The organism is Salinibacter grassmerensis (genome assembly GCF_947077765.1).
GTDB lineage: Bacteria > Bacteroidota > Rhodothermia > Rhodothermales > Salinibacteraceae > Salinibacter > Salinibacter grassmerensis.
Window position 1 is genome coordinate 548,138 of sequence record NZ_CAMTTF010000002.1, and the last position, 24,314, is coordinate 572,451.

A 24,314-nucleotide genomic window follows, 5' to 3' on the forward strand; every position below is an offset into this window, starting at 1 on the left:
CTTTCACTCCTGCAGTACATCGTTCCTGCACGCCGAATCGCCATTGGTACCCCCGATACAGACACCGCCATTCTGTTTTTCAGCCGCCGCCCAGAGCGGGAGGGGCTGAGCAAGCGGCTCGTGGGACAGAACTACGCCCAAAATCGACGGGTGGCCACGGCGTTTTACGACCATGCCCGGCGGGCGGTGGTGGACAGTGGACTGCCCGTGCTGGAGGTCAATGGTGCGCAACAGCGCGGGCATGATTTCGGCGCGCGGCTCGCCAACGCCATCGCCGACGCGTTTGCGGCGGGGTACGAGCACGTCATCGCCGTGGGGAACGACTGTCCGACCCTGCATGAGGTTGACTGGGCCGCGGTCACCGAGCAGTTGGAAGCGGGGCGACCGGTGCTCGGGCCTACGTCGGACCACGACGGGGCCTACCTGATCGGGCTGTCCCGCGATCAGTTTGGGCGCGAGGCGTTTGCGGCGCTCCCCTGGACCACCGATACTCTGTTTTCGGCCCTGCACCGTCACCTTGCGGCCACGTCCGGGGCCGCGCCGGCCTGTCTTGCCGTGCGCGACGATGTAAACCGCCCCGTGGAGCTTCGCGCGCTGCTACGCCGGAACCGCGCTGAAAGCCTTGTGGCGCGTCTTCGTCGGGTGCTCGGAGTGACCCATCGCACCTCTCGTCCCCCGAATCGAGGCACGACGCGTCCGGTCTTGGAGCGTCGGTCCCGGGCACCTCCCTACAGTTCGTCCTGAAGTCGCCGCTGAAGGGCCTGACGGTCCTCATCGTCACGCGGCGACTCACTGAAGACGGGCGTCGGTCCCGTCTGCTTCTGTTCACCCAGGGTATACTACGGATCTCCTGTGGGAGGACTGTATGCCACGAACGGCTGATGTGCCTCCCGGCTCGTGTGCCCGCGGTGAACGTCGTCTACGAGCTGTAGGTCTTTCGTGTCCAGCCTTGATGTATCCCATGACTCTACGCAATACCCCCACGCTGTCTCCGCAAGTCCGAAGTGCGTTGTGGACCGCGTGTCTGTTTCTTCTGCTTGCCGGCCTCACTGCGCCGAAATCCCACGGCCAGGCGGCCCTGGAGGTGCACGCGTTCGACGTTGGCGCAAACGAGTCGGTGTCCGGCGCGGCTGTTCACCTCGTGAATGAGGGCATCGGCTTTGAGGCGACCCGCCGAACCGACGACCAGGGCACCACGCAATGGGGCGGACTCTCCACGGCGGGGACCTATTCGGTGTTCATCGAAGAAAACGATCAGTTTTATGAGGCGCGCGTGTCCGGCATCGAGCTGCGGGCGAACGCGACCCGGAGCGTGACCCTTGTCCTTCGGCCCGTGGCCGAGTACGCGCTCGACGAGGTCGTGGTGGAAGGGGGACGGAGTGTGGCGGAGGTGAACCGGGTGAACGGAGAAGTGTCGTCGAGCCTCGACGCCGCGGCGCTAGAGGACCTGCCGGTGGAGGGTCGCAACTTCACGCAGAGCCTCTACCGCCTGCCCAATGTGACCCCGTCGACGGGCTTCTTTGCCGAGGCGCCCAACGTGAGCATTAACGGCGCCAACGGCCTCTACACGAACTACCTCATCGACGGCATGGACAACAACGAGCAGTTCCTAGGCGGCCCGCAGTTCGACGTGCCGACGGGCGTGGTAAAGGACGTGACGGTGCTTACCAGTACGTACTCCGCCGAGTACGGGCGTACCGGAAACGGCATCTTCAATGTCACCACGAAGTCTGGGAGCAACGAGTACGAGGGGGAGGCCTTTTACCTCACCCGTCCCGGCCAGCCGCTCGACGGGGAGTTCGGCGAGGACACCCCGACGCAACGCGACCTGTCGGGCAACACGGTTAAGAGTGGCTTCCAGCGTCAGCAGGGCGGCTTTGCCCTCGGCGGTCCGATCGTGGCGGATCAGACCTTCTTCCATGTAAGTCTGGAGCATACGACCGACTTCAAAGACAACCTGCTGGACGCGCCGGGGGTGCGGGAGACCATCGACGGCCGGAACCAACTCACGTACGCCTCGGCCCGGGTGGACCACCGCTGGAATGACCAGTGGCGCTCCACGGCACGGCTGAACGCCAACCGGGTTCATCTCGACAACCAGGGCGGTCGGCTCACCGGCGGCGTCAGGTTCGCCAGCGCGGCCAACACGGAGGAGCGCGACGGGGTCCACGCGGCCCTCCAAAACACGTACACCGGCGATCAACTCGTGTACGAGAGCAACTTCCAGTACAGCTGGTTCAATTGGGACGCCGGAAACCCGAGCAACCCGAACAGCCCGCGGGTGACGGTGCAGGATACGAGCGGTCTTACCATCGCCGCCCTCGGCCACCCGGGCTTCCAGTTCGATAGCGTGGAAAACACGTTTCAGACGCAGCAGAAGCTCACGTATCAACTCGGCAGTCATACCCTGAGGGCCGGGCTCGATGTTCTTACGTCCGGCCACCGCCTGGCGGGAGGCGGAAATCCGAACGGAAACTATGCTGTACGGCTCGACTCTGCGCAGACGGAAGCCTTCGCCGACGCGCGCCTTTCCCCCTCGCTGACGCCCTCGGAGCTGCCGGGTGCGCTCGGGGTAAATCGGCAGGCGCTCAATGTCACCAGTTACACTGTGGAGCAGCGGCCCTCTACGTTCGGGCGGCGGCAAAACCTGATTGGGGTGTACGTGGAGGATCAGTTCACGCCGCTGCCCAACCTGACAGTGACGACGGGCCTGCGGTACGACTACGACAGCCTCACAGAGGGGGGCGGTGGGGCCGATGAGGCCGACTACAACAACCTCGCCCCACGCCTCAGCTTCAACTACGCACTCGACGAGCGCACAACCCTACGCGGCGGCTACGGCATCTTCTACGATAAGATTGTCTACGCCGTTACCAGCGACGCGCTGGAGAGCAATTCGAATGACCCGGCGTTCCAAAATGAAGTCCGCACGCTCGTCGAAGAGGGCATTCTACCGGGCGACACCGACATCGATGAGGTCACCTTCAACGGCACACGGTCGGCACAGCGCGACAGTGCCGGGTATCTTCAACGCCCGTCCGACGTGACGCCCCTGGGAGGTGGGCGACGCATCCTCAACCCCAACGGCTATGAGAATCCCCAGACGCACCAATTCTCGCTCGGCGTTCAGCGGCAGTTTGGGAACGAGTGGCTCGCGTACGTCGACCTCATCCACACCCGTTCCTACGACCTCTTCCGGATCCGAGAGCTCAACGCCCCGGAAGCGTACGACATCTCCGCGACGGAGCTGGCGGCGGCCCGCCAGGACCCGAACCGCGATCCGGCGGACCTCGTGCGGTCCCCCGCGGCGGCCGACGCGACGCGGCCCATCCCCAGCGGGCGGAGCATCACCATGACGGAGACCGAAGGAGAAGCCCGCTACTGGGCCGCCAATTTCAATCTGGTCAAGGATCGGGGGGACGACTGGTACTCGGGTCGCCTCAGCTACACGCTCTCCCGCCTCCGCAACAACACCGACGACATTAACTTCCGGGCGGAGACGGGAAACCAGTACGAGGCGGAGTGGGGGCCCTCGGTGAACGACCGCCGGCACGTGATCAGTGCCATCGGCACGGCGTACCCGACGGATCGGCTCCGTGTGACGCTGGCGAGCCTCATTCAAAGCGGCCAGCCCGTCAACTGGGTGCCGGACGCCTCGATTTTCGGTACACGCGACCTGAATGGGGACGGGCGCGAGTACGGGGCGCAGTACGTGGGCAACAGCGACCGCTGGCCCGGGGCGGAGCGCAACAGCGGCCGCCTGCCGTGGTCCTACCGATTGGATCTGAGCGCGCAGTACGCCTGGCCGGTGGCCGATGGGCGGGTAGTGGCCCGCGCCGACGTGTTCAACGTGCTCAACACGAAGAACCTGAGCGGCTACGCCAACAATGCCACGCAGAGCAATCAGATTCAGGTGGGGCCGCCGGGGTCGGACATCGAGGAGAAAAATGCCGGACCGCCCCGCCAATTCCAGTTCGGCCTACGGTACGAGTTTTAGAATCCCGCGGCCATGCCGCGTGGCGCATCAAACCGTCCGTCTCTTTTCCGACACCCTCCCCGCGATATGTCTGCTGTGGCCGCCATTCTTGGGAGTGCCTTCGCCGACTCCTTCCCAGAAGAGCTTGACCTGGAGCCGGAGACGGTGGCAACAGAGTGGGGGACGCAAACGCTTCATCGGGTCGGCGGCCTTGACCGACCGGCCTACGTGCTGTTTCGGCACGGCCTGCCGCACCGGCTGCTGCCCAACCAGATCAACTATCGCGCCCAGGCCGCGGCGCTCCAGACGGTAGGGTGCGGGGCGCTGCTCGTGACGAGCTCGGTCGGCGTGCTGGACCCTGACGTGCCACTCTACCGGCCGTTGCTGGTGGACGATCTGCTCATGCCCGACAATCGCCTGCCGGACGGAAGTGCCTGCACCATGTTCACGGAGCCGTCGGAGGCCCACGGGCACCTCGTCCTCGACGACGGCCTCTTCGCGACGCGGCTCTCCGCGCAGGTGCAGGACCTGGCCGAAGGGGCAAAAGTGCCGATCGGGGAGGCGGTTACGTTCGCCTACGTGCAGGGGCCCCGCTCCAAGACCGCGGCGGAGAACCGCATGTGGCCCCGGATGGGGGCGCAGGTCAATTCCATGACGCTGGGGCCGGAAATCGTCCTGGCCAATGAACTGGAGATTCCGTGTGCTGGGCTGGTGGTGGGGCACAAGTACTCGATCCCCGATCGCGACCCGCCAGAGGATGGCGCCCTCACCTCCACCCTGGATCGCTCCCGTGAAGAGCAGGAACGCATCGTCACGGCCTTTCTACGCCGGGCCGAGTCCGTCGCTTTCCCGAACACCATCTACCGCTTCGGCACCGATGAGTGAGACTGACGCCGCTCCTCGCCTACATACCGCCGAGGGGGCCCGGGCCTACGTACAAGACCGGCTGGGCCATTTTGAGGCTGCGGGAACGCCCACGCGCCTGCCGGAGGGCAACTTGAACGTCGTGTGGCGCGTGCCGGGCACGGAGCGCTCCCTGATCGTCAAATACGCGCCGCCGTACATTGCGGCCAATCCGGAGACGCCGCTCGACCCGTCCCGGCTGCTGGTGGAGGCCCGGTGCCTGCGTGCGCTGGGGCGGGGCGGGCACCTGCACCAGTCTATGGAGGGGACGGTGCGTGCCCCTGAGCTGCGCGACCAAAACTCCGAGATCCCTGTCCTCATCATGGAGGACATCGGCCCTGTGCCGTCGTTTGGGCGGTGGCTCCAAGAGACGGAAGCCCAAGACCTCACGGCGACGGCCGCGGCGCAGGGACGGCGGCTGGGGGAGTTTTTGGGCCGCCTTCACGCAGCGACGTACGACGACGACCACTGTGCGGACGTGTTCGACAACCGGCCCATGCAGGAAACCCGCCACGCCGTGCAGTACCAGGGAGTGGCCGACATGCTACGGGAGGCGGGCGTCCATGACGCGGACGCGCTCGGCACACGTGCCGCGGCGGTGGGCCGGAGCCTGCTGGAGCCGGGCCGCTGCCTCACGATGGGCGACCTCTGGCCGCCCTCCGTGTTGATTGCGTCCAGCAACCACCTGCGGATTATTGACTGGGAACTGGCCCACTACGGGCGCCCGCTCCAGGACGTGGCGCATTGGTGTGCGCACCTGTGGATGCAGGTCCAGCGCGCCCCGTCTGAGGCCGTCGCCCGGGCCGTTGCGGGTCACCGTGACGCATTCCTGGAGGCCTACGAGAACGCCCTGGGCGATACGAAAGAGGCTCTTTGGGACCCGGCAGAGCGGCGCGACGCTGCGATTCACGTCGGGGCCGAAATCCTCGTCCGGGCCGTGGGGCCGTTTCAGGACGGCTACGTCTACGCCGGCCTCGGCGCCGAGCACCCGGCGGTACAGACCGCAGTGGCGACGGCGGCGGAGCACATCCGGGCCCCGGACACCGCTGGCGTGCTTGAGCGGTAGCTCACCGCAGGCCCAGGTCGGGCATCGGCACCGGATCGCCGGTCTCCGCACTTACCCACACGAGGACGGCGGTGCCGGAGGCCGCCGTGTCGCCGGACGCATCGAGGCGGGCGGCGTAGTGGGTCGTGAGGCTCGACCGCCCTGGGGGCTCGGCGTACACGTCGAGGTGAAGGGTCGCGGGGTGGCGCACCGGGCGCTCGAAGTCGCACGACGCGTGGGCCAGCACCGGGCCGCTCTCCGTGAACATTGTAGCGTCGAGCGTGGCCTTGAGCCACTCCACCCGCGCCTCCTCGAAGTAGGAGAAGAAGCGGCTGTTGTTGACGTGGCCCACGGCGTCCATGTCGCCCCACCGGACTGCGAGGTCGGCCGTGTGTACGTGCTGAGTGCCGTCGGGAAGAGCATCCGGAACGTCGGGCATCGAAAAAAAGCGATTGGAAAAGGACTACGCCTAATACAGCGCCATGTCGAACGTGCGGCGGTGCTCCTGGGTGGTGGGGTGCTGCTCCCCGAGTAGCGTAAAGAGGGCAATGCACGCCTTTCGTGCGCCGTCGTCGTCGTAGTCGCGGTTGGTGCGCACGACGTCGATGAACTGATCCAGCGCCGCGTCAAAGTCCTGGTCGGACAGCGCGTTGAGGGCCGCGACGTACGTGTCCTTGGCTCCGTTCTCGGGGAGGGCAGACGGGTCCTCGGCAAGCTCCAGGAGACGGGCAATGGTCTCCACACCGTCACGCATCTGACGGAGGGTCGGATCGGCCACCTCGGCTTCTTGGGCCAGTACCTGTGCCCGGTTCGGGTCCTTGAACGCCAGGGCGCGCGCCATGAGCACCTGTGCCTCGTCGTGGTCGGGGTTGTCCTCCAACACGGGCCAGAGAAGGTGCTCGGCTTCCTGATGGTTGCCCGAGTCGAGGGCCTCGCTCGCCTCTTCAATCCGGCTCTTTTCTTCGCTTGGGAGGTGCTCGTCCAGCCAGCTTTTGAGCTGGGGCTTGGGCTTTATGCCGGCAAACTCGGCCTCAATGTCCCCGTCCACGAACAGCTTCACCGCCGGAATGCCGCGCACGCCGTACTCTTGTGCCGCGGACGGATGGTCGTCCACGTTTACCTTCACCAATGTCCAGTCGTCGGCCGCTTCCGCGAGCGACTCAAGCACCGGACTGAGCTGTTGACACGGGCCGCACCACGGGGCCCAGAAGTCGACCAGGACGGGCGCATCCGCACTTGCGTCGAGTACATCGGTCTCGAAGTCGTTGACCTCGTAGGACATGGGGGAAAGGCAACTATGCAGGAGAGTATGCAACGCAGTGCATTCCACGAACATCGCCGGGAAATGCTTCCGGCCTCCACGAGAGTTTCGAACACCAAGTCCCCATAACACCCCCGACGGAGATCCGTAGAGACCCTATCGAAACGCCGTAGCTCCATTCTATCAAACACGTCCGACCATGGCAGATCACGTGTTTTCCCCCGAAGATGTGAGTCGTATCGTAGGGCATATGAACGACGCCCACTCCGAGGATTTAGTCCGCTACGCGGAGGCGTACGGGGACGTGACGGAGGTAGAGGGGGTACGCATGACGGGCATCGACGTGGAGGGCTTCGACCTCGAGGTAGAGCAGAAGAGCGCCACGGTGCCGGTGCGCATCGACTTCGACGCGCCCCTCGACACGGTCGACGAGGCCCGGGCTGCGCTCGTGGAGATGGCGATGGCGGCCCAGGACGCCGCGGAACGATAACGTGATCTCCCCGCCGGGGTCTCGTCAGAGGGGATCCCCGTAGTCGGGGGCTGGTACGCTTCCATACATTATACTGCAGTCCAAATACATCCCGACTGCCATGTACGCACTCATTGAGCGGCTCCAAAATTGGTGGCAGGCCCGTCGCACCCGACGCATCACGGAGGACCGCGTGCAGGAGCGGGTAGATCGGGGGGCAACGTACCTCGACGAGGTAGATCCAGGATGGCATCGTCGGGTGAGTGCCGAAACGCTGGAGCTGGAGGATGGAGAGCAGTGCGTGCTCGGCCAGCTCCACGGCGGGTTCCGGCTTGGCCTCGGCCGCTCGCAGGTATTGAGTCTGTCGAGCGCCCCGCGGGCGAGCCTCTCGCCGGTGGCCTACGGGTTTAAGTGTGTGGAAGGGGTGTCCGATGCGTGGCAGGCACGGGACTACGAGTTGCTGACGGCAGCCTGGCGCGGGGCCGTCCGGACACGGACCGTCGCGGACCACCGCGGCGACGGCCACGTGAGCGAGGCCGTTCCCGAACTGGCCGTCGGGGGCACGGAGGAGACTTCCGAACCCGTGTCGGCGTAGCGTCACGCCGAGGCCGCGGGGCTCGGAACCTGCTTGGTGTCTGAGGTAGGGGCCGCGTGGAAGAGGGCGTACCGCATGCCGTCGGCCAGGGCCTGCCAGCTCGCATCGAGGATGTTCTCGGAGACCCCCACGGTGTTCCAGGTGCTCGTGCCGTCGCCGTGTTCGATGAGCACGCGGACCGTCGCGGCCGTGCCGTCCTGAGGCGTAAGCACCCGGACCTTGTAGTCGGAGAGGCGCACATCGTCGAGCGAGGGGTAGAACGAGAGAAGCCCCTCCCGCATGGCGTTTGAAAGGGCATCGACGGGCCCGTTCCCCTCCGCGACGGCCAGGGTGCGCTCGTCCCGTACGGTGAGGGCGAGGGAGGCCTCGACGGTTTGCTCATCGTCGTCCTGTCCGCTCCACACGCGCATTCGGTCGAGGCCAAAAAAGTCGGGCACTTCATCCTGAAGGGTGCGCAGAAGAAGCTCAAACGAGGCCTCGGCCCCCTGAAACTCGTAGCCGAGATGCTCCAGGTCCTTGATGCGCTCGACGGCCCGCGCGGCGGCATCCGAGCCGAGATCGATGCCCATCTCTTCGGCCTTGTACTGGATGTTGCTGCGGCCCGAGAGATCGGAGACGAGGGCCCGTCGGCGGTTGCCAACCACCTCTGGCTCCACGTGCTCGTAGGTGCTGGGCTCCTCCATAACGGCCGAGACGTGCACGCCGCCCTTGTGGGTGAACGCGCTGCGGCCCACGTATGGCGCGCCGTCGTTGGGGTCAAGGTTGGCCACCTCGTTGGTAAACCGGGAGAGGTCAACCAGATCGTCGAGCCGGCCCGGGGCGACGCACTCGAGGCCCATCTTAAGCTGCAGGTCGGGAATGGCGGTGCAGAGGTCGGCGTTGCCGCAGCGCTCGCCGAGGCCGTTGATGGTGCCCTGCACGTGCCGCGCTCCCGCCCGCACGGCGGCGAGGCTGTTGGCCACGGCGCACCCCCCGTCGTTGTGGGCGTGGATGCCGAGGGACGCGTCAACGTCGTCGGCGACGGTCGCCGTGATGCGGTGGATGTCGTGGGGAAGGGAGCCTCCGTTCGTGTCGCAGAGGACGAGTGTGTCCGCTCCGGCCTCAGCGGCCGCCCGGAGCGTGCGGAGGGCATACTCGGGGTTGTCGGCGAAGCCGTCGAAGAAGTGTTCGGCGTCGTAGATCACCCGCTTTCCGTGCCTGTGGAGAAAGGCGACGGAGGACCGAATCAACTCCAGGTTGGTCTTTGGCGAGACCCCGAGTGCCTGCTCCACGTGCAGGGTCCACGACTTGCCAAAAATTGAGACCACGTCGGTCGCGGCCTCGACCAGGGCCTGCAGGTTGGCGTCCTCCGACGGGGCATTGGACGCGTGCCGGGTGGAGCCGAACGCGCAGATCGATGTCTGCGCCCAGGCCTCCCCGTGGCGGGCCTTTTCGAAGAAGGCCTGGTCCTTCGGGTTGGAGCCGGGCCAGCCGCCCTCGATCACGTCAATTCCGAACGCGTCTAAGCGACGGGCAATCCGCATCTTGTCGCGGGCCGAGAGGGTGACGTGCTCGCCCTGTGTGCCGTCGCGGAGCGTCGTATCAAAGAGTTCAACCGAGTCTGCCATGATCGTCTGCGTCTGGGCGTGGGGGCGTCGGAAGCGCGTGGAACCGCGGGCGGCGGCACGTCACGAGTCCGGACGCACATGGCTGACTGCCCCGTCCGCGGCGGAGCCGAAGAGGGCGGCGTACTTGGCGAGAACGCCGGTCGTGTACTGCGGATCGGGGGAGGACCAATCCTCGAGGCGCTTCTCCAATTCGGCATCGGATAGGTCGACTGCTAGGCGACGCTCCGACACGTCGATGATGATCGGGTCTCCGTCCTGGATCGCGGCGATGGGCCCGCCGGCCGCGGCCTCGGGCGCAACGTGGCCGATGGAGAGGCCGCGGGTGGCCCCGGAGAAGCGCCCGTCGGTGATGAGGGCCACGTCCTCGGCGTGTCCCTGCCCGTCGCGGGCGGCGGTTACCCCAAGCATCTCGCGCATGCCAGGGCCACCCTTCGGGCCCTCGTTCCGGATGATGATGGCGTCGCCCGACTCGATGCGGCCATTCTGGACGTAGGCCGTCGCGTCCTCTTCGCTCTCGAAGACACGAGCCGTGCCGTTGAACTGCCAGTCGTCGGCGTCGGTGATCTTCAGAACGGCGCCATCGGGCGCAAGGTTGCCGGTGAGAATGCGAATGGCCCCCTCTTCGTTTTTCGGGGCGTCGACGGGGTAGAGGTAGTCGACATCGAGGTCCGCGATGGCGGGCGGGTCGACGCGGTCGAGGGCCTCGGCGATGGTCTCGCCCGTCACGGTCTGGGCCTCGCCGTGCAGCAGGCCCGCATCGAGAAGCTCTTTCAGTACCACCGGCACGCCGCCCACCTCGTGCAGGTCGTTCATCACGCGGGAGCCGCCGGGCTGAAAGTCGCCGATCTTGGGCGTCCGCCGGCTGATCTCGTCGAACTCCTCAATCGAGAGGTCGATGTCCGCCTCCGCCGCCATCGCGAGCAGGTGGAGCACGCCGTTTGTGGACCCGCCCACGGCCACCTGGAGGGCGATGGCGTTCTCGAAGGACTTCTTGCCGAGGAACTCGGAGGGCCGACGCCGTTCCTCGATTGCATCGACGGTCAGCCGTCCGGCCTCCTGGGCGACGGCATTGCGCGCCTCCGTCTCGGCAGGAGGGCTTGCGCTGCCCAGCGGCGCAAAGCCAATCGCCTCGCTGATGGAGGCCATCGTATTGGCCGTGAACATGCCGCCGCAGGACCCGGCGCCGGGACAGGCGTGGCGCTCCATCTCGTCGAGCTCTTCTTCGGTCATCTGGCCGGTGGCGACGGCCCCGCACGCCTCGAACACGTTCTGGATCGTGACCTCCTGCCCGCGGTGGTGCCCCGGCATGATGGACCCGCCATAGAGGAAGACGCTTGGAAGATCGGCCCGGATGGCCGCCATCATCATGCCCGGCATGTTCTTGTCGCAGCCGCCCATGATGACGAGGCCGTCGAGCCGCTCGGCGAAGGCCACGAGCTCCACCGAGTCGGCAATCACCTCGCGGGAGATGAGCGAGCCCTTCATGCCCTCCGTGCCCATCGAGATGCCGTCGCTCACCGTGATGGTCCCAAACTCGATGGGGGTCCCGCCAGCCTCGGCGAGCCCCTCGCGTGCGGCGTCGGCAAGGCCGTCGAGGTGCACGTTGCAGGGCGTCACGTCCGCCGCCGGGTTGGCGATGCCGATGAGGGGCTGGTCGAGGTCGGCGTCGTCGTAGCCCATCGCCCGAAACATCGCGCGGGCCGGCGCCTGGTCGAGGCCCTCGGTGACGTCTTGGCTCTGGATTTTGGAGGAGTGGCCGTTGGTGGAGGACATTGGCAGGGGAGGAGAGTGGAAAAGAAAGGTCGTGCTGCTTCCATTGAACGTCGTGATGCGTAAAACGCGAGGCTTTTGTCCCCTCACGTCTTCCCGCATCACTTGACGCTTAGCAGCCGGCAAAATCGTTTAGGTAGGACAGAGAACCGGCGGTCGCCTCCACCTCATCCATGTAGCTCTTCATGAGGGCGGTGGTGTCCCAGACGCCCTGCAGGAGCGCCTCGCGCTGCGCGTCGCTGATGGTTACGTCGGTCGTCTCGTCGCCGACGGTGACGGTTTCCTCTTCCACGTCGATGGTGAGTTCGAGCGCGGGGTCGGCCGTCACCTGGGCCATGATCCACTCCACGGTCTCGTGGCCCGCGGTGGCGGTGGGCAGGCCGAGGGCCTGGCAGTTGCCGGCAAAGATCTCGGCGAAGGACTCGCCGATGAGGCCGTCGATGCCCCATCGCATGAGGGCCTGCGGGGCATGCTCCCGCGAGGAGCCACAGCCAAAGTTCTCGTTCACCACCAGGATGTTGGCGTTCGGGTAGCGGTTAAACGGGTGGTCATTGCGGGTGCCGTCGTCGCCGCGCCGCACGTCGTAAAAGGCATACTCGCCCATGTTGTCGAACGTGACCTCCTTGAGGAAGCGGGCGGGGACAATCTGGTCGGTGTCGATGTCGTTGCCGCGGACGGGGACGGCGGGGCCGGTGACGGACGAAACCGCTTTGGACTCGTCGGCAGTAGCGGGCATGGCTGTTGGAAGTTTGAGGACAGAGAATTCGGGATTTGCGGGGGCTCGTTCGTAGGCATCTACAGCAGCGTCCGCACGTCGGTGACCTCGCCTTCCACCGCCGCCGCTACGACCATGGCGGGGCTCATCAGCACCGTGCGGCCGTCCTTGCTTCCCTGGCGGCCGATGAAGTTGCGGTTGGAAGAGGAGGCGCAGAGCTCGCGGCCCTCGAGCTGATCCTGGTTCATGCCGAGGCACATCGAGCAGCCGGCGCCGCGCCAGTCGAAGCCTGCGTTGCGGAAAATGTCGGCCAGGCCTTCGTCCTCCGCCTGCTGCTTCACGCCCTGCGAGCCGGGGACGACCATCGCCCGCACATCGTTGGCCACCGGGCGGTCCAGTCGCTCCAGGAGCGAGGCGGCCTCGCGAAGGTCGGCGATGCGGGCGTTGGTGCAGGAGCCGAGGAACACGACGTCCACGTTGACCCCCTCCATCGTGCGACCGGGCCGCAGGTCCATGTGATCGAGCGCCTTCTCGGCCGTGGCCCGGTCCCCCGAGTCCATCCGGGCCGGATCCGGAATGGGCTCCGAGATGCCGAGGGCCTGGCCGGGCGTGATGCCCCAGGTCACCATCGGCTCGATGGCCGAGCCGTCGAACGTCACCGTGTCGTCGTAGGTGGCATCCGGATCGGAGTGGATGTCCTGCCAGCAATCGACGGCCCGCTCCCAGGCCGCCCCGGTCGGGGCGTGCGGCCGGCCCTTCATGTACTCGAACGTCGTGAGGTCGGGGTTGACGTAGCCCGCGCGAGCACCTCCCTCCACGCTCATGTTGCAGATGGACATCCGGCCCTCCATGCTGAGCTCCTCGATGGCGGGGCCGCCGTACTCGTAGACGTATCCGATGCCGCCCTCCACCCCTAGTTCGCCAATGATCTTAAGAATGATGTCCTTGGCGTAGACCCCCTCGTCGAGGGCCCCATTGACCTGGATGCGCCGCACGTCTTGCTTCTCCATCGCGATGCACTGGGTCGCCAGCACGTCGCGGATCTGACTCGTGCCAATGCCGAACCCGAGGTTGCCGAAGGCGCCGTGCGTGCTCGTGTGTGAGTCCCCGCAGACGATGGTCATCCCGGGCTGGGTGAGGCCCTGCTCCGGTCCCACAACATGCACGATGCCCTGCGCCCCGGATGTTGGGTCGAAGAACGTGATGTCGTACTTCTCGGTGTTCGTCTCCAGTACCTGCAGCATCGTCTCGGCCTGGTCGTCGCCGAAGGGGCGCTCCAGGTCGGCCGTGGGGATGATGTGGTCGGTGGTGGCGTAGGTGCGGTCGGGGAACGCCACCGATAGGTCACGCTCTTCGAGCATGCCAAACGCCTGCGGGCTCGTCACCTCGTGAATCAGGTGCAGGCCCACAAACAACTGGGTCTCGCCGGTGGGCAGTTCGCGGACGGTGTGCTGGTTCCAAACCTTGTCGTAGAGGGTGCCGCTGGACATTGAAGGGGGAAGTCGATCTGAAGGGAGACGCTGGAGTTTGGGGCGGACGCGACACGCGAGGCTGCCATTCTTGCCCGCAGCGCGTTTCACGCATCATTCCTTGTACGTGTGCATGATGCCGTTTTGCACGAATTCGACGGACTCGGCGTGCTCGCGGGCGGCGACGAGGCGGTTCAGGGCGTCGACGTACGCCTCGGCGGAGGCCCGAATGACGTCCGTGTTGCGGGCCGTGCCGGCGAACTGATTTTCGCCGTAGCGGATGGTGACCTCGACCTCGCCCTGCGCGTCGGCCCCCTCGCTGATGGAGCGGATCGAGTAGTCGACCAGTGTGTGGGGGGCGTCCACGGCGTGATCGAGGGCGCGGTAGAGCGCGTCCACCGGGCCCTCCCCCGTGGTCTGCTCTTCACGGATCGAGCCGTCGTCGCGCTGTAGACGCACCGAGACCTGCGCCTCGTCGTCCGAGCCGAGGTGTACGGAGAAATGGTCGAGCCGGTAGGCGGGCGTGCTGCCGTTGGGGGCGGCCCCGCTGTCGGGGAGGCCCTTCGCCGTCGCGACCGCGTCGTCGCCGAAGTCGTCCATCATCTGCTCAAGGTCTTCCTCGAACACCTCCTTTTTGCGGTCGGCCAGGTCGAGGAACCGATCGTAGATCTCATCGCGGTGGCCGTCGGGGACCGTGTGCCCCATGGCCTCCAAGCGGTTGAAGAGGCCGTGGCGGCCGGAATGGCGGCCCAGCCGGATCTGCTCGGCGTCCTGCCCCACATCCTCGGCGGACATGATTTCGTAGGTGGTTCGCTCCTCGAGCACGCCGTGCTGATGGATGCCGGCCTCGTGGCTGAACGCGTTGCTGCCCACGATGGCTTTGTTGGGCTGCACCGGGAAGCCCGTGGCCGCCGAGACCACCTGGCTGGTCGGCGTCAGGTGCTTGGTGTGCACGTCCGCGTTCACGTCGAACTCGTCTGCCCGCACGGTCAGTGCCATGACGATCTCTTCCAGTGCGGCGTTGCCGGCACGCTCGCCGATGCCGTTAATCGTGCATTCGACCTGTCGGGCGCCCGCCCGGATGCCCGCGAGCGTGTTGGCCGTGGCAAGGCCGAGGTCGTCGTGGCAGTGGGTGGAAAGGGTCACTGCGTTTGGGCTGGGCAGGCAGTCGACCACCGTTGTCAAAAGGTCCGCGTACTCCGACGGGGCGCAGTACCCGGTTGTGTCTGGAATGTTGATGGTCGTGGCGCCGGCCTCGGCCGCGGCCTGCACAATTTCGCAGAGAAAGGCCGGATCGGTGCGCCCGGCGTCCTCGGCGCTAAACTCCACATTGTCGGTGTAGGTGAGGGCCTGCTCGATGGCGCGCACGGCGCGCTGAATGATGGCCTCCCGCTTCTCGGTCATCGTGTCCCCGAGGGCGTCGAACTTGGCCCCGATATGAACATCGCTCGTCGCGATGAAGGTGTGGAGGCGCGTGTCGCTCCCGTTGGCCAGGGCCTCCCCGGCGGCGTCGATGTCGTCCTCCTTCGTTCGGGCGAGGGCACAGGCGACCGGGCCGTCCACCTCGGTCGCGATGCGGGCCACGGCCTCGGTCTGGGCGGGGGACGAAATGGGAAAGCCGGCCTCAATAACGTCCACGTTTAGATCCGCCAGCCGGTGGGCGATGCGGACCTTCTCCGGGACGGTCATCGAGGCGCCGGGCGCCTGCTCGCCGTCGCGCAAGGTCGTGTCGAAAATTGTAATGGAGTCACTCATCGGTTGTGGAGACGCTGAATGTGGTTCGTGGGGAGGCAGCCTGGGGGGCGGAGACGCGCCCGGACGCCGCGTCGGTCGTCACGTCCGGACGCTCGATAAGGAGTAGGCGCATGCGGCCACGGAGGGGACGGCCCTCTGGAACAGGCGGCGCCCACTCATGGGGAGCAAAAAAGGTCATGGCGTAGGGGCATTTTGGGGCGTGTAGTCGGCGGCGTGGCGAGCGACTGCTCGCCCGAAGACGGCGGTCGAGGCGGGCTCCTCTCTGTCCGGCGCAAGGTCGGCGGTACGGTGTCCGGTCTCCAGGGCCGCGTCGATGCCGTGTCGGATCGCGTCGGCGGCCGCTGTCTCACCGAATTCGTCGAGCAGGAGGGCAGCGCTTAGAATGGCCGCGGTGGGGTTTGCAGCGCCCTGGCCAGCAATGTCGGGGGCGCTGCCGTGGACCGGTTCGAAGAGGCCCACTGTGCCCCCGACGCTGGCGGAGGGCAGAAGCCCCAGCGAGCCGGGGAGGGCCGCCGCGAGGTCCGAGAGAATGTCGCCAAAGAGATTGCTGGTGAGTACCACGTCGAACTGGCGCGGGTCTCGGACCACCTGCATCGCGGCGTTGTCGACGTACAGGTGGCGAAGGGTCACGTCAGGGTATTCGTCGTGGACCTTGGTCACGACCTCGCGCCACAGCCCCGACACCTCCAGCACGTTCGCCTTGTCGACGGACGTCACTTCTCTGTCGCGCCGCCGGGCACGCTGAAAGGCGACGTGGGCGATGCGCTCGATCTCGTCGTTCGAGTACTCCATCGTGCTCCGGGCGCCGTCGTCGGTGCGGCCCTCGGGCGTGCCGAAGTAGATGCCGCCGGTCAGTTCGCGGACGAACAGGAGGTCCGTGCCGCCTACACGGCCGGGGCGAAGGGGCGAGGCGTCGGTTAGGGCCTCTGGCACGCGGACCGGACGCAGATTCGCGTAGACGCCCAGGGCCTCGCGCAGGGCGAGGAGGCCGCTCTCGGGACGCCGGTCGCCGGTCGTGTCGGCCCACTGCAGGCCTCCGACCGCGCCGAGCAAGACGGCGTCACTTTCCAGGCATGCGTCGCGGGTGGAGGCAGGAAACGGCGCTCCCGTCTCGTCGAGTGCCGCGCCTCCGATCCGGTACTCCGTGGCCGTTACGGAAAATCCGTGGGCCGAGCCCACCGCCTCCAGTACGCGGAGTGCTTCCCGCGTCACCTCCGGGCCGACGCCGTCACCGGGAAGCCAGGCAATGTCGTACGATCGTGTGTCGTCCATTCTAGACTGTGAGCGTGCGGGTGAATTGCGTTGAGGCCAGTGTCTGAGGCGTCGGCGCGTGCGGTCAGTTCGACGGGGCCGGGGTCTGCTCCGCCGCGCCGGGGGCGCTCTCGTCTTCCGACGCCTCGTCGCCGTCCAGCCAGGGCATCATGCCGCGGAGTTTCTGGCCGACCTGCTCGATCGGGTGCTCCGTGAGGGCCGTGCGTTCGTCCTGGAGCTGCGGCGCGCCCTGCTCGTATTCCTCGATCCACTCGTCGGCAAATTCGCCGGACTGCACCTCCTCAAGGATCGTTTGCATCTCCTCCCGCACCGTGTCGTCAATCACGCGGGGACCGCGCGTATGGCCGCCGTACTCGGCGGTATCGCTTACCGAGTGGTTCATGCACTCGAGGCCGCCTTCGTAGTAGAGGTCCACGATCAGCTTTAGCTCGTGGAGGCACTCGAAGTAGGCTAGTTCTTCGGGGTAGCCCGCGTCGACGAGCGTCTCGAAGCCCGCCTGGATCAGGGCCTGTGAGCCGCCGCAGAGCACGGCCTGCTCGCCGAACAGATCGGTTTCGGTTTCGTCCTTGAAGGTCGTCTCGATGACGCCCGCATGGGTGCCGCCGATGGCATCGGCGTAGCTGAGGGCGAGGGCCATTGCGCCGCCGGACGAATCCTGGTCGACCGCCGCGAGGCACGGCACACCGCTGCCGTCCGCGTAGGTGCGGCGGACAAGGTGGCCGGGCGATTTGGGCGCTACCATGAAGACATCGACTGCCTCGGGCGGCTCAATGCGGTCGTAGTGGATGTTGAAGCCGTGTCCGAAGCCGAGGGCCGTGCCGGGCGTCATGTGCTCCGCAATCTTCGCCTCGTAGACGTCCTTCTGGTGCTGATCGGGAATGAGGAGCATCACCACGTCCCCCCACGCGGCCGCCTCGCCGACGTCCATTACCGTGAGACCCTGCTGTTCGGCCTTCGGACGAGAGGAGGAGCCCGGGCGCAGCCCGACAGCCACGTCGACCCCGCTGTCGTGTAGATTCAAGGCGTGGGCGTGGCCCTGGCTGCCGTAGCCGATGACGGCGACCTGCTTGTCGTGGATGAGAGAGGGATCAGCGTCGTAGTGGACGTCCATATCGGGAGTACGGATTGAGAGAGGGAAGGAAATGGATAGGGGGCGGCGCTCACCGGCAGTGGGCCCCACAGGTGGGGCTACTCGCCGTCCGAAGAGGCGCCGTTGGTGGAGGGCTCAGCGTCGGCGGAGGCAAGGGGGTTGGGCGCCTCGTACTCCAGAGCGCGGTGCATCGCCACCTGCCCGCTGCGCGCGACCTCCTCGATCCCGTGCTCCTCCATCATGCCGACGAAGGCAGTGACCTTCTTCGTTGGGCCGGTGACCTCCAGTACCATTGTCTCCGGCGTCACGTTGACGACGCGCCCGCGGAAGATGTCTTTGATGTCGAGCACCTCCGACCGGGTCTCAGACGTGTACTGGACCTTGAGCAGGCAGAGCTCGCGCTCCACGTGCTCCGCGTCGGTCAGATCGGTGACGTCGTAGGTGTTGACGAGGTTGTCGAGCTGGCGCGTAATCTGAGCCACGATGCGGTCGTTGCCCACCGTGACGAGCGTAAGGCGGGCGACGGAGGGCTCGTCGGTCTCCCCCACGGCGACGCTCTCCAGGTTGAAGCCCCGCGCCGAGAAGAGATTCGTAACGCGGTTGAGCGCGCCAATCGTATTGTCGAGCGTGACGGCGATGATGTGCCGGTGCTCCTGGTCGGTCTCGTCCTCTTCTTCCGGCAAGAGGGGCTCGCCAAACTTGCGCTTCCGGCGGATCTGTTGGCGGGTGAGGGGCTCTTCGGACATCGGCATCGGGGGGCTTATTCGAAGTAGGGAATCTTCCGATCAGGGGGGATGCGTGAGGCGTGGGGCGGGCTCCGCCCCCACACCACGGGCTGCGCGCGTCAGGTGTCGGCCATCGCGTCCTTGTCGAACATCTCGGTGAGCATGTCGTCGCTGGCGGCGCCGGCGGGGACCATGGGAAAGACCATCTCCTCCTTCGGCACCCGAAATTCCATCACGACGGGCCGATCATCGACCGTCCAGGCCTCGTCAATCACCTCGCCTACCTCACTGGGCGAGGTGGCGCGCAGGCCGACGCAGTGGTGCGCCTCCGCGAGCTTCACGAAGTCGGGGTTTGTCGGGCGCAGGTTCGTGTGGCTGAAGCGGTCCTCATGGAAGAGGGACTGCCACTGCCGCACCATGCCGAGGTAGTTGTTGTTCAGGACGGCGATCTTGAGGGGCAGGCCGTGCCGGGCCGCCACGCTCAGCTCCTGCGCGTTCATCACGAAGCCGCCGTCGCCGCTCACGCAGATGACGTCCAGGTCGCGCCCCTCGCGCATGCCGAAGGCCGCGCCCATCGCCGCGGGCAGGCCGAAGCCCATGGTGCCGAGGCCGCCCGAGCTGATGTGGGAGCGCGTTCGCCCAAACTTGTAGTACTGGCAGACCCACATCTGATGCTGTCCCACGTCGGACACCATCACCGCGTCTCCCTGGGTCTTCTCGTACAGGGCGTCCACGACGGACTCCGGTGCGATCTCGTCGTCCTCGGGACTCTCGTATTCGTAGGGCGGACACTCGCCCCGCCATTCGTCGATCTGAGTGAGCCAGTCGGACGTGTCCTTCGGCTCGATCTTCGGCTGGAGTTGCTCCAGGACCGTCTGGGCGTCGCCGATGAGGGCACAGTCGGCGTACACGTTTTTGGAGATGCAGGAGGGGTCGATGTCGACGTGAATGATCTCCGCGTTGGGCGCCCACGCGTCCACGTCGCCGGTAACGCGGTCGTCGAACCGGGCCCCGATGGCGATGATGAGGTCTGCGTTCTGCACGGCCATGTTGGTGTGGTAAAAGCCGTGCATGCCGAGCCAGCCGAGCGCGAGGTCGTCGGTCTCCGGAAATGCACCGAGTCCGTGCAGGGTAGTGGTGACCGGAATGTTGGCCGTGCGGGCGAGCTCAGTGAGAACCTCCGGGGCGTCGGCGTTGATCGTCCCGCCCCCCACGTACAGAAGTGGCTTCTCGGCCTCCTCAATCATCGCTGCCGCCCGGTCCACCTGTGTGGGAGCCGCGGCGCCGGGGACAGAATAGCCATCCAGGCCCGGCTCCTCGGGGTAGATGAATGGGGCGTCATCCATCTGCACGTCTTTCGGAATATCCACGACGACGGGCCCTGGACGGCCCGTGCGGGCAATGTGGTAGGCCTGCTTAACCGTAGAGGCCAGCTCGTTCACGTCCCGCACCAGAAAGTTGTGCTTTGTGATGCTGCGGGTGACGCCCGTCGTGTCGGTTTCCTGAAAGCTGTCGTTGCCGATCAGATGGGTAGGCACCTGGCCGGTGAAGACGACGATGGGAACCGAGTCGAGGTAGGCATCCGCGATGCCCGTCACGGTGTTGGTGGCCCCGGGCCCGCTGGTGGCGAGCATGGTGCCCACCCGACCGGTGGCTTTGGCGTAGCCCTCGGCGGCGTGGGTGCCGCCCTGTTCGTGTCGGACGAGTACGTGGTCGTACGACGGCTGGATGCGCTCCATCGCGTCGTAGATCTTGATGACGGCCCCGCCCGGATGGCCGAAGATGCGGTCCACGCCTTCTTCTTCGAGGGCGCGGACGAAAATCTCGGAGCCTTTCAGAGTGGGCGCGTCCGAAGCGCCGTTCAAAGCGGGAACGTCTGAATTGGGAGACTGCACGGTATCGGTCGGCATCGGTCGTGGTGGCCTAGTGTAAAGAAAACGTCGCGGGGAAAGAGGGCACGCGAGAGGGTTTCGAACAACCTGGTAGAAGCCCCGATGCCGTAGGGGTCGCCGAGACGTCGGACGGGCGTACAGCGGTCCCGGAAGAAGACCAGGGGTTGAACGCGATGACGCTGGACATGGGCTCAGGCATCGGGGGTGAGGGGGGCGAGGGTCAACCCCTCGGCACCGCACGATACCTGATGTCATCGCTGGGAAGGGATTGACCGTCGGTTTTTAGTCCGCAAGAATCGCAATAAGAAGGAGGACACGTGCCGAACGCCGAAGCGCGGTGGGCACGGGTCCCGTCACGGCAATCCCTTTGGGTGTGATCGAACGACCCATGGAGGCCCAGTCTCCCTGAACAGAGGGAGAACTCGGATTGGACGCCAAGAAGGTGGGTTGCGAGGAAGACGTCATCGGTACGGATAGGCCGTCCTTTGAAGGTAGACCCCAACTAGAGGGACACGCAGTGCCGTGTCAAGGATAGAAGGAAAACTAGGCACTATGTTCAGGACGGGAAATCCTCCGATACGAAGCGCTTCCGATACGAAGAAAGTTGAATAGGCGTCACCAGGCGGCGAATGTATTTACCTGATTCTCCAATAGGCCTCAAAAATTTGTTTATCGGAAGTGCAAGAAGAATTTAAGTTCACGTCGTATTCATGGTATTGGGGTCCGGGAGGGGTGAGACCAGGTGCCCAAGTCAAGACGAGAGGACGTGCTTGGGAGCTTTGGGGCTACGACGTCACCTGTGCCTCCAGATTACGCAGAAGGGCCTGAACTTCGCGTTCGTTGTAGCGCCGGATGAGGGGCCGGGCGAGTGGGTGCAACAGGCTCGGCCCTGGGACCTGATACGTCGCTGCATAGGTGAAGTGACACCCGCCGTCAAGGGGCTCGAAGTACCATCGAAGGGTGCCTTGAAGGTCGCCCGTCATGCTCCAGACGATGCGCTCGTTCGGCACGTAATTGGTCGCACGGACCTCGCCGGAAAAGGACAATCCGAGGATTCGGTAGGCGTAGCGGGCCCGAGATCCGCCGTTTGGCAGTCGCTCGAGAAGCGTAGATTCCGACAGGCTCGGCGTGATCTGGGCCTGGCGGGTGGGGGCATCCATGAAGTCGAACACCCGGTCCACCGGCACAGTGAGATCGATGTGATCGCGAACGTTCACCATGAGGAGGGCCGACTGAAAAGATTAGCGGCGGAGCCGGATGTCCTGCACGCGGCGCCCGATGGAGACGACGAAGCCGAGCGTGAGCACGATGATACCGGCCCAGAGGACGCTGATGAATGGCTTCGTATAGGCCTGTACCACCACCCAGTTTTCCGGCATCACGTCGACGCCCTCCACGGCGAAGGTCGCCTCGCCGTTGTTTGCATCCATCTCGGTAAAGCTCATTCGGAGGTCCCAGTCCGCGATCCGGTTCTCGATGTACTGCTGCGAGTTGTCGTTCATCACGAGGTAGATGGGCATGAGCGACCGGGTCTCTCGGGTGTCGATGTTGGTAACCCGAAGGCGGGCCCCCACGGCCATCTGCGCGTCGTCCGGCACGCGCTCGTCCGTCGCCGTCGTCTCCATGGCCCCGTCCGGTCCCTTCAAGACCTCGAATCCGTGGAAGGCGACCGCGTACTCTCGGTCCCCGAGGGTGGTCGAGTCACCGTCCGCGAGTTGGAACTCGCCGCCGGGCGGACCGTCGTCCTGGGCGACGCCCGTTGCCTCCTTGGGCGTCACGGCGACGAAGAGGTCTTTCTCCAAAAAGGCCTTCACGTCCGGATGCTTAAACCACTGGTCATTGCTGCCCTGGTATGCCACCGGTGTGAAGGTGTGGGCGCGTCCCTGCGGATCGCGCACGTCCAGGATGTACTGGCCGCGGCCCCGGTCGGTAGTCGTCTCGCCTTCGTAGGTGACCCGGTACCCGTTTACGACGCGCGTCTGGCCCTTCGCCACCACGAAGTTCTCGCGCGGCATCTTGTCCTCGTCCGCGGCCGTGGGCTCGCCGATGCGGGGCAGGGCCTGATCAAAGCCGTTGGACGCGATGATGCCCAGGATCACGAGGGCGAAGCCGACGTGCGAGAGCGCCCCACCGGCCATCCGGGGGTTGCCCCGAAGAATCCGCCAGAGCACGGCCCCATTGCCGAACAGCGAGAAGAAGCCCACAAAGAGCAGGAGCAGCATCTGAAGGGCTTGTCCGTACGCCGCCCAGAAGTCGGCCAGGCTTCCCGTCAAGCTGGCCGAGGCCGTCTGGGGGGCAGCCCCGGTGCCCGCCGGGATGACAAGGGCCTGCTCCGCGAACGGCGTCAGGATGAGCACGGCGATGGTGCTCGCGGTGGCCAGGGCGAGCGGCTTCAGGAGAACCCGGTTCACCGTCGCCACGTCCATCTTCTTCCACCAGAAGAGCTGGCCAAGCCCGGCGAGAAACACGAAGCCGAGCGCCAGGGGCAGGGTCCACTGGTTGTAGAACGACTGCGGAACGGCCGACGGGTTGTCCCGGAAGATCTGGCCGAAGATGGGGGCGCTGGTGCCAAGGATGATGACGGCGGCCGTCGCCGTGAGGAGGACCGCGCCGCAAAGGATCATGAACTCGCGGGAGAGGGTGCGCGGCTCCTGGTCGGGTACGGGCAGCTCGCCGTACCGGTACGTAAACAGCCCGATGCCCAGAACGCCCAGGGTGGCGATCCAGAGCAGCAGCTGATTGTAGAGGCCGAGGCTCACGAATGAGTGCACCGACACGTCCCCCAAGATCCCGCTTCGCGTGAGGAACGTGGAGTAGATGACGAACAGGTACGCGGCGATGGAAAGGAGGAGCGAGGCCTTTTGGCTCGATCCGCTCTTCTTCTGCACCAGCATCGTATGAAAGGCCGCCACGCCCAAGAGCCAGGGGACGAGCGACGAGTTTTCAACTGGGTCCCACGCCCAGTACCCGCCGAACGAGAGCGTGACGTACGCCCAGTATCCGCCCATTGAGATGGCCACGCCCAGCGCCATGACGGCGAAGAGCGTCCACGGCAGGGCCGGACGCACCCACTGCGTGTAGCGCTTCTTCCACAGCGCCGCGAGGGCGAAGGCAAAGGGCACCACCATCGCCGAGAAGCCCAGAAAGAGAATTGGCGGGTGGATCGTCATCCAGGGGTTCTGAAGCAGGTCGTTGAGCCCCTGCCCGTCCGCCGGCACGAAGCCCGGGTTCTGCTGAAAGATGGGCGCATCGGCAAACTTCTCCGGCAGGGTCATGAACGGCGAGGAGCCGATCTCGACAGGGCCGAACTGCAGGCCCATGATCATCGACAGCAGGAAGATCTGGCAGAGGCCCACGACGGCCATCACCGGTGTCTCGTACTCCCGCTGGACGTAGGCAATGAGGAGCCCCCCCACGACGCACATCATGAGGGCCCAGAAGAGGAACGAGCCTTCCTGCCCGGCCCAAAACGTGGAGAAGAGATAGTGCCCCGGGAGGTCGTTTGACGATTGCTGGTAGACGTAGGCGTACTGGTACTGGTGGGTCAGAATCATGTACCAGAGCACCCCGGACGCGGCCCCCACGGCCGTGCTCATAGCCCCCCAGGCCCAGCGGCCCGCCCGCTTCCATGTCTTTGCCGTATGCGTGTCTCCGTCGGCCTGGGCTGCCCAAAAGAAGGTAATGGCCGACACGCCACACGCCACAAAGGCGCTCAAGAGAAGAAGCTCGCCGATTGTACCGAGCATGTGGGAAGACAATTAAACCAGGTC

19 protein-coding genes are annotated in these 24,314 nt (G+C 65.8%); 6 read left to right on the top strand and 13 right to left on the bottom strand.

Translation table 11 applies throughout. The annotated features are described in order from the left end of the window. Nucleotides 1–120: 120 nt before the first annotated feature. The 4 genes from OJB03_RS06435 to OJB03_RS06450 all read left to right on the top strand — a co-directional run bounded on the left by OJB03_RS06435 (nt 121) and on the right by OJB03_RS06450 (nt 5,945). The gene (locus OJB03_RS06435) at nt 121–744 is read left to right on the top strand and encodes a DUF2064 domain-containing protein (RefSeq protein ID WP_263786076.1); all 624 of its coding nucleotides are present in this window, start codon (nt 121–123) and stop codon (nt 742–744) included. A 217-nt stretch (nt 745–961) separates the two neighbouring features. Then, nucleotides 962–3,997 (top strand): TonB-dependent receptor, encoded by a 3,036-nt coding sequence (locus tag OJB03_RS06440; protein WP_263786077.1) that lies wholly within the window; start codon nt 962–964, stop codon nt 3,995–3,997. Nucleotides 3,998–4,063: 66 nt separating this feature from the next. Beyond that, nucleotides 4,064–4,861, top strand: coding sequence for a phosphorylase family protein (locus tag OJB03_RS06445; protein WP_263786078.1), 798 nt, complete (start codon nt 4,064–4,066; stop codon nt 4,859–4,861). Further along, nucleotides 4,854–5,945: a phosphotransferase family protein gene (locus OJB03_RS06450; protein ID WP_263786079.1), complete on the top strand. Its 1,092-nt coding sequence runs from the start codon at nt 4,854–4,856 to the stop codon at nt 5,943–5,945. The genes OJB03_RS06445 and OJB03_RS06450 overlap by 8 nt, the downstream gene beginning before the upstream one ends. A gap of 1 nt (nt 5,946) precedes the next feature. On the opposite strand, the gene OJB03_RS06455 is transcribed toward OJB03_RS06450, so the two are convergent. Together OJB03_RS06455 and OJB03_RS06460 are read right to left on the bottom strand one after the other, a co-directional pair. After that, the gene (locus OJB03_RS06455; protein WP_263786080.1) at nt 5,947–6,363 is read right to left on the bottom strand and encodes an acyl-CoA thioesterase; all 417 of its coding nucleotides are present in this window, start codon (nt 6,361–6,363) and stop codon (nt 5,947–5,949) included. 30 nt (nt 6,364–6,393) lie between these two features. Further along, entirely contained in the window at nt 6,394–7,206 is an 813-nt protein-coding gene (locus tag OJB03_RS06460) for a tetratricopeptide repeat protein (protein ID WP_263786081.1), read from the bottom strand. Between the two features lie 178 nt (nt 7,207–7,384). Here OJB03_RS06460 and OJB03_RS06465 point away from each other — a divergent pair, with 178 nt between their 5' ends. Beyond that, nucleotides 7,385–7,675 (top strand): DUF2470 domain-containing protein, encoded by a 291-nt coding sequence (locus tag OJB03_RS06465; RefSeq protein ID WP_263786082.1) that lies wholly within the window; start codon nt 7,385–7,387, stop codon nt 7,673–7,675. A gap of 100 nt (nt 7,676–7,775) precedes the next feature. Beyond that, on the top strand, nt 7,776–8,249 hold the full coding sequence (locus OJB03_RS06470; RefSeq protein ID WP_263786083.1) for a hypothetical protein: 474 nt from the start codon (nt 7,776–7,778) through the stop codon (nt 8,247–8,249). Nucleotides 8,250–8,251: 2 nt separating this feature from the next. On the opposite strand, the gene cimA is transcribed toward OJB03_RS06470, so the two are convergent. From cimA to OJB03_RS06525, 11 genes are all read right to left on the bottom strand, one after another. Then, nucleotides 8,252–9,856: a citramalate synthase gene (gene cimA, locus OJB03_RS06475; RefSeq protein WP_263786084.1), complete on the bottom strand. Its 1,605-nt coding sequence runs from the start codon at nt 9,854–9,856 to the stop codon at nt 8,252–8,254. 60 nt (nt 9,857–9,916) lie between these two features. Beyond that, nucleotides 9,917–11,629 (bottom strand): dihydroxy-acid dehydratase, encoded by a 1,713-nt coding sequence (gene ilvD, locus OJB03_RS06480; protein WP_263786085.1) that lies wholly within the window; start codon nt 11,627–11,629, stop codon nt 9,917–9,919. A 109-nt stretch (nt 11,630–11,738) separates the two neighbouring features. Next, nucleotides 11,739–12,362 carry a 3-isopropylmalate dehydratase small subunit gene (gene leuD / locus OJB03_RS06485; protein ID WP_263786086.1) on the bottom strand — a complete coding sequence of 208 codons (624 nt, stop codon included), beginning with the start codon at nt 12,360–12,362 and terminating at the stop codon, nt 11,739–11,741. 59 nt (nt 12,363–12,421) lie between these two features. Continuing rightward, a complete protein-coding gene (gene leuC / locus OJB03_RS06490; RefSeq protein ID WP_263786087.1) occupies nt 12,422–13,831 on the bottom strand; it encodes a 3-isopropylmalate dehydratase large subunit in 1,410 nt (469 codons plus the stop codon). 93 nt (nt 13,832–13,924) lie between these two features. Continuing rightward, a complete protein-coding gene (locus OJB03_RS06495; RefSeq protein WP_263786088.1) occupies nt 13,925–15,565 on the bottom strand; it encodes a 2-isopropylmalate synthase in 1,641 nt (546 codons plus the stop codon). A 174-nt stretch (nt 15,566–15,739) separates the two neighbouring features. Beyond that, nucleotides 15,740–16,837, bottom strand: coding sequence for a 3-isopropylmalate dehydrogenase (gene leuB, locus OJB03_RS06500; protein WP_263786089.1), 1,098 nt, complete (start codon nt 16,835–16,837; stop codon nt 15,740–15,742). Nucleotides 16,838–16,901: 64 nt separating this feature from the next. Continuing rightward, nucleotides 16,902–17,948, bottom strand: coding sequence for a ketol-acid reductoisomerase (gene ilvC, locus OJB03_RS06505; RefSeq protein WP_263786090.1), 1,047 nt, complete (start codon nt 17,946–17,948; stop codon nt 16,902–16,904). A 77-nt stretch (nt 17,949–18,025) separates the two neighbouring features. Further along, on the bottom strand, nt 18,026–18,673 hold the full coding sequence (gene ilvN, locus OJB03_RS06510) for an acetolactate synthase small subunit (RefSeq protein ID WP_263786091.1): 648 nt from the start codon (nt 18,671–18,673) through the stop codon (nt 18,026–18,028). A gap of 98 nt (nt 18,674–18,771) precedes the next feature. Beyond that, complete coding sequence (gene ilvB, locus OJB03_RS06515) at nt 18,772–20,562, bottom strand: biosynthetic-type acetolactate synthase large subunit (RefSeq protein ID WP_263786092.1); 1,791 nt, start codon at nt 20,560–20,562, stop codon at nt 18,772–18,774. Between the two features lie 767 nt (nt 20,563–21,329). Continuing rightward, nucleotides 21,330–21,764: an SRPBCC family protein gene (locus OJB03_RS06520; protein ID WP_263786093.1), complete on the bottom strand. Its 435-nt coding sequence runs from the start codon at nt 21,762–21,764 to the stop codon at nt 21,330–21,332. Nucleotides 21,765–21,785: 21 nt separating this feature from the next. Then, on the bottom strand, nt 21,786–24,290 hold the full coding sequence (locus OJB03_RS06525; protein ID WP_263786094.1) for a heme lyase CcmF/NrfE family subunit: 2,505 nt from the start codon (nt 24,288–24,290) through the stop codon (nt 21,786–21,788). Nucleotides 24,291–24,314 lie beyond the last annotated feature (24 nt).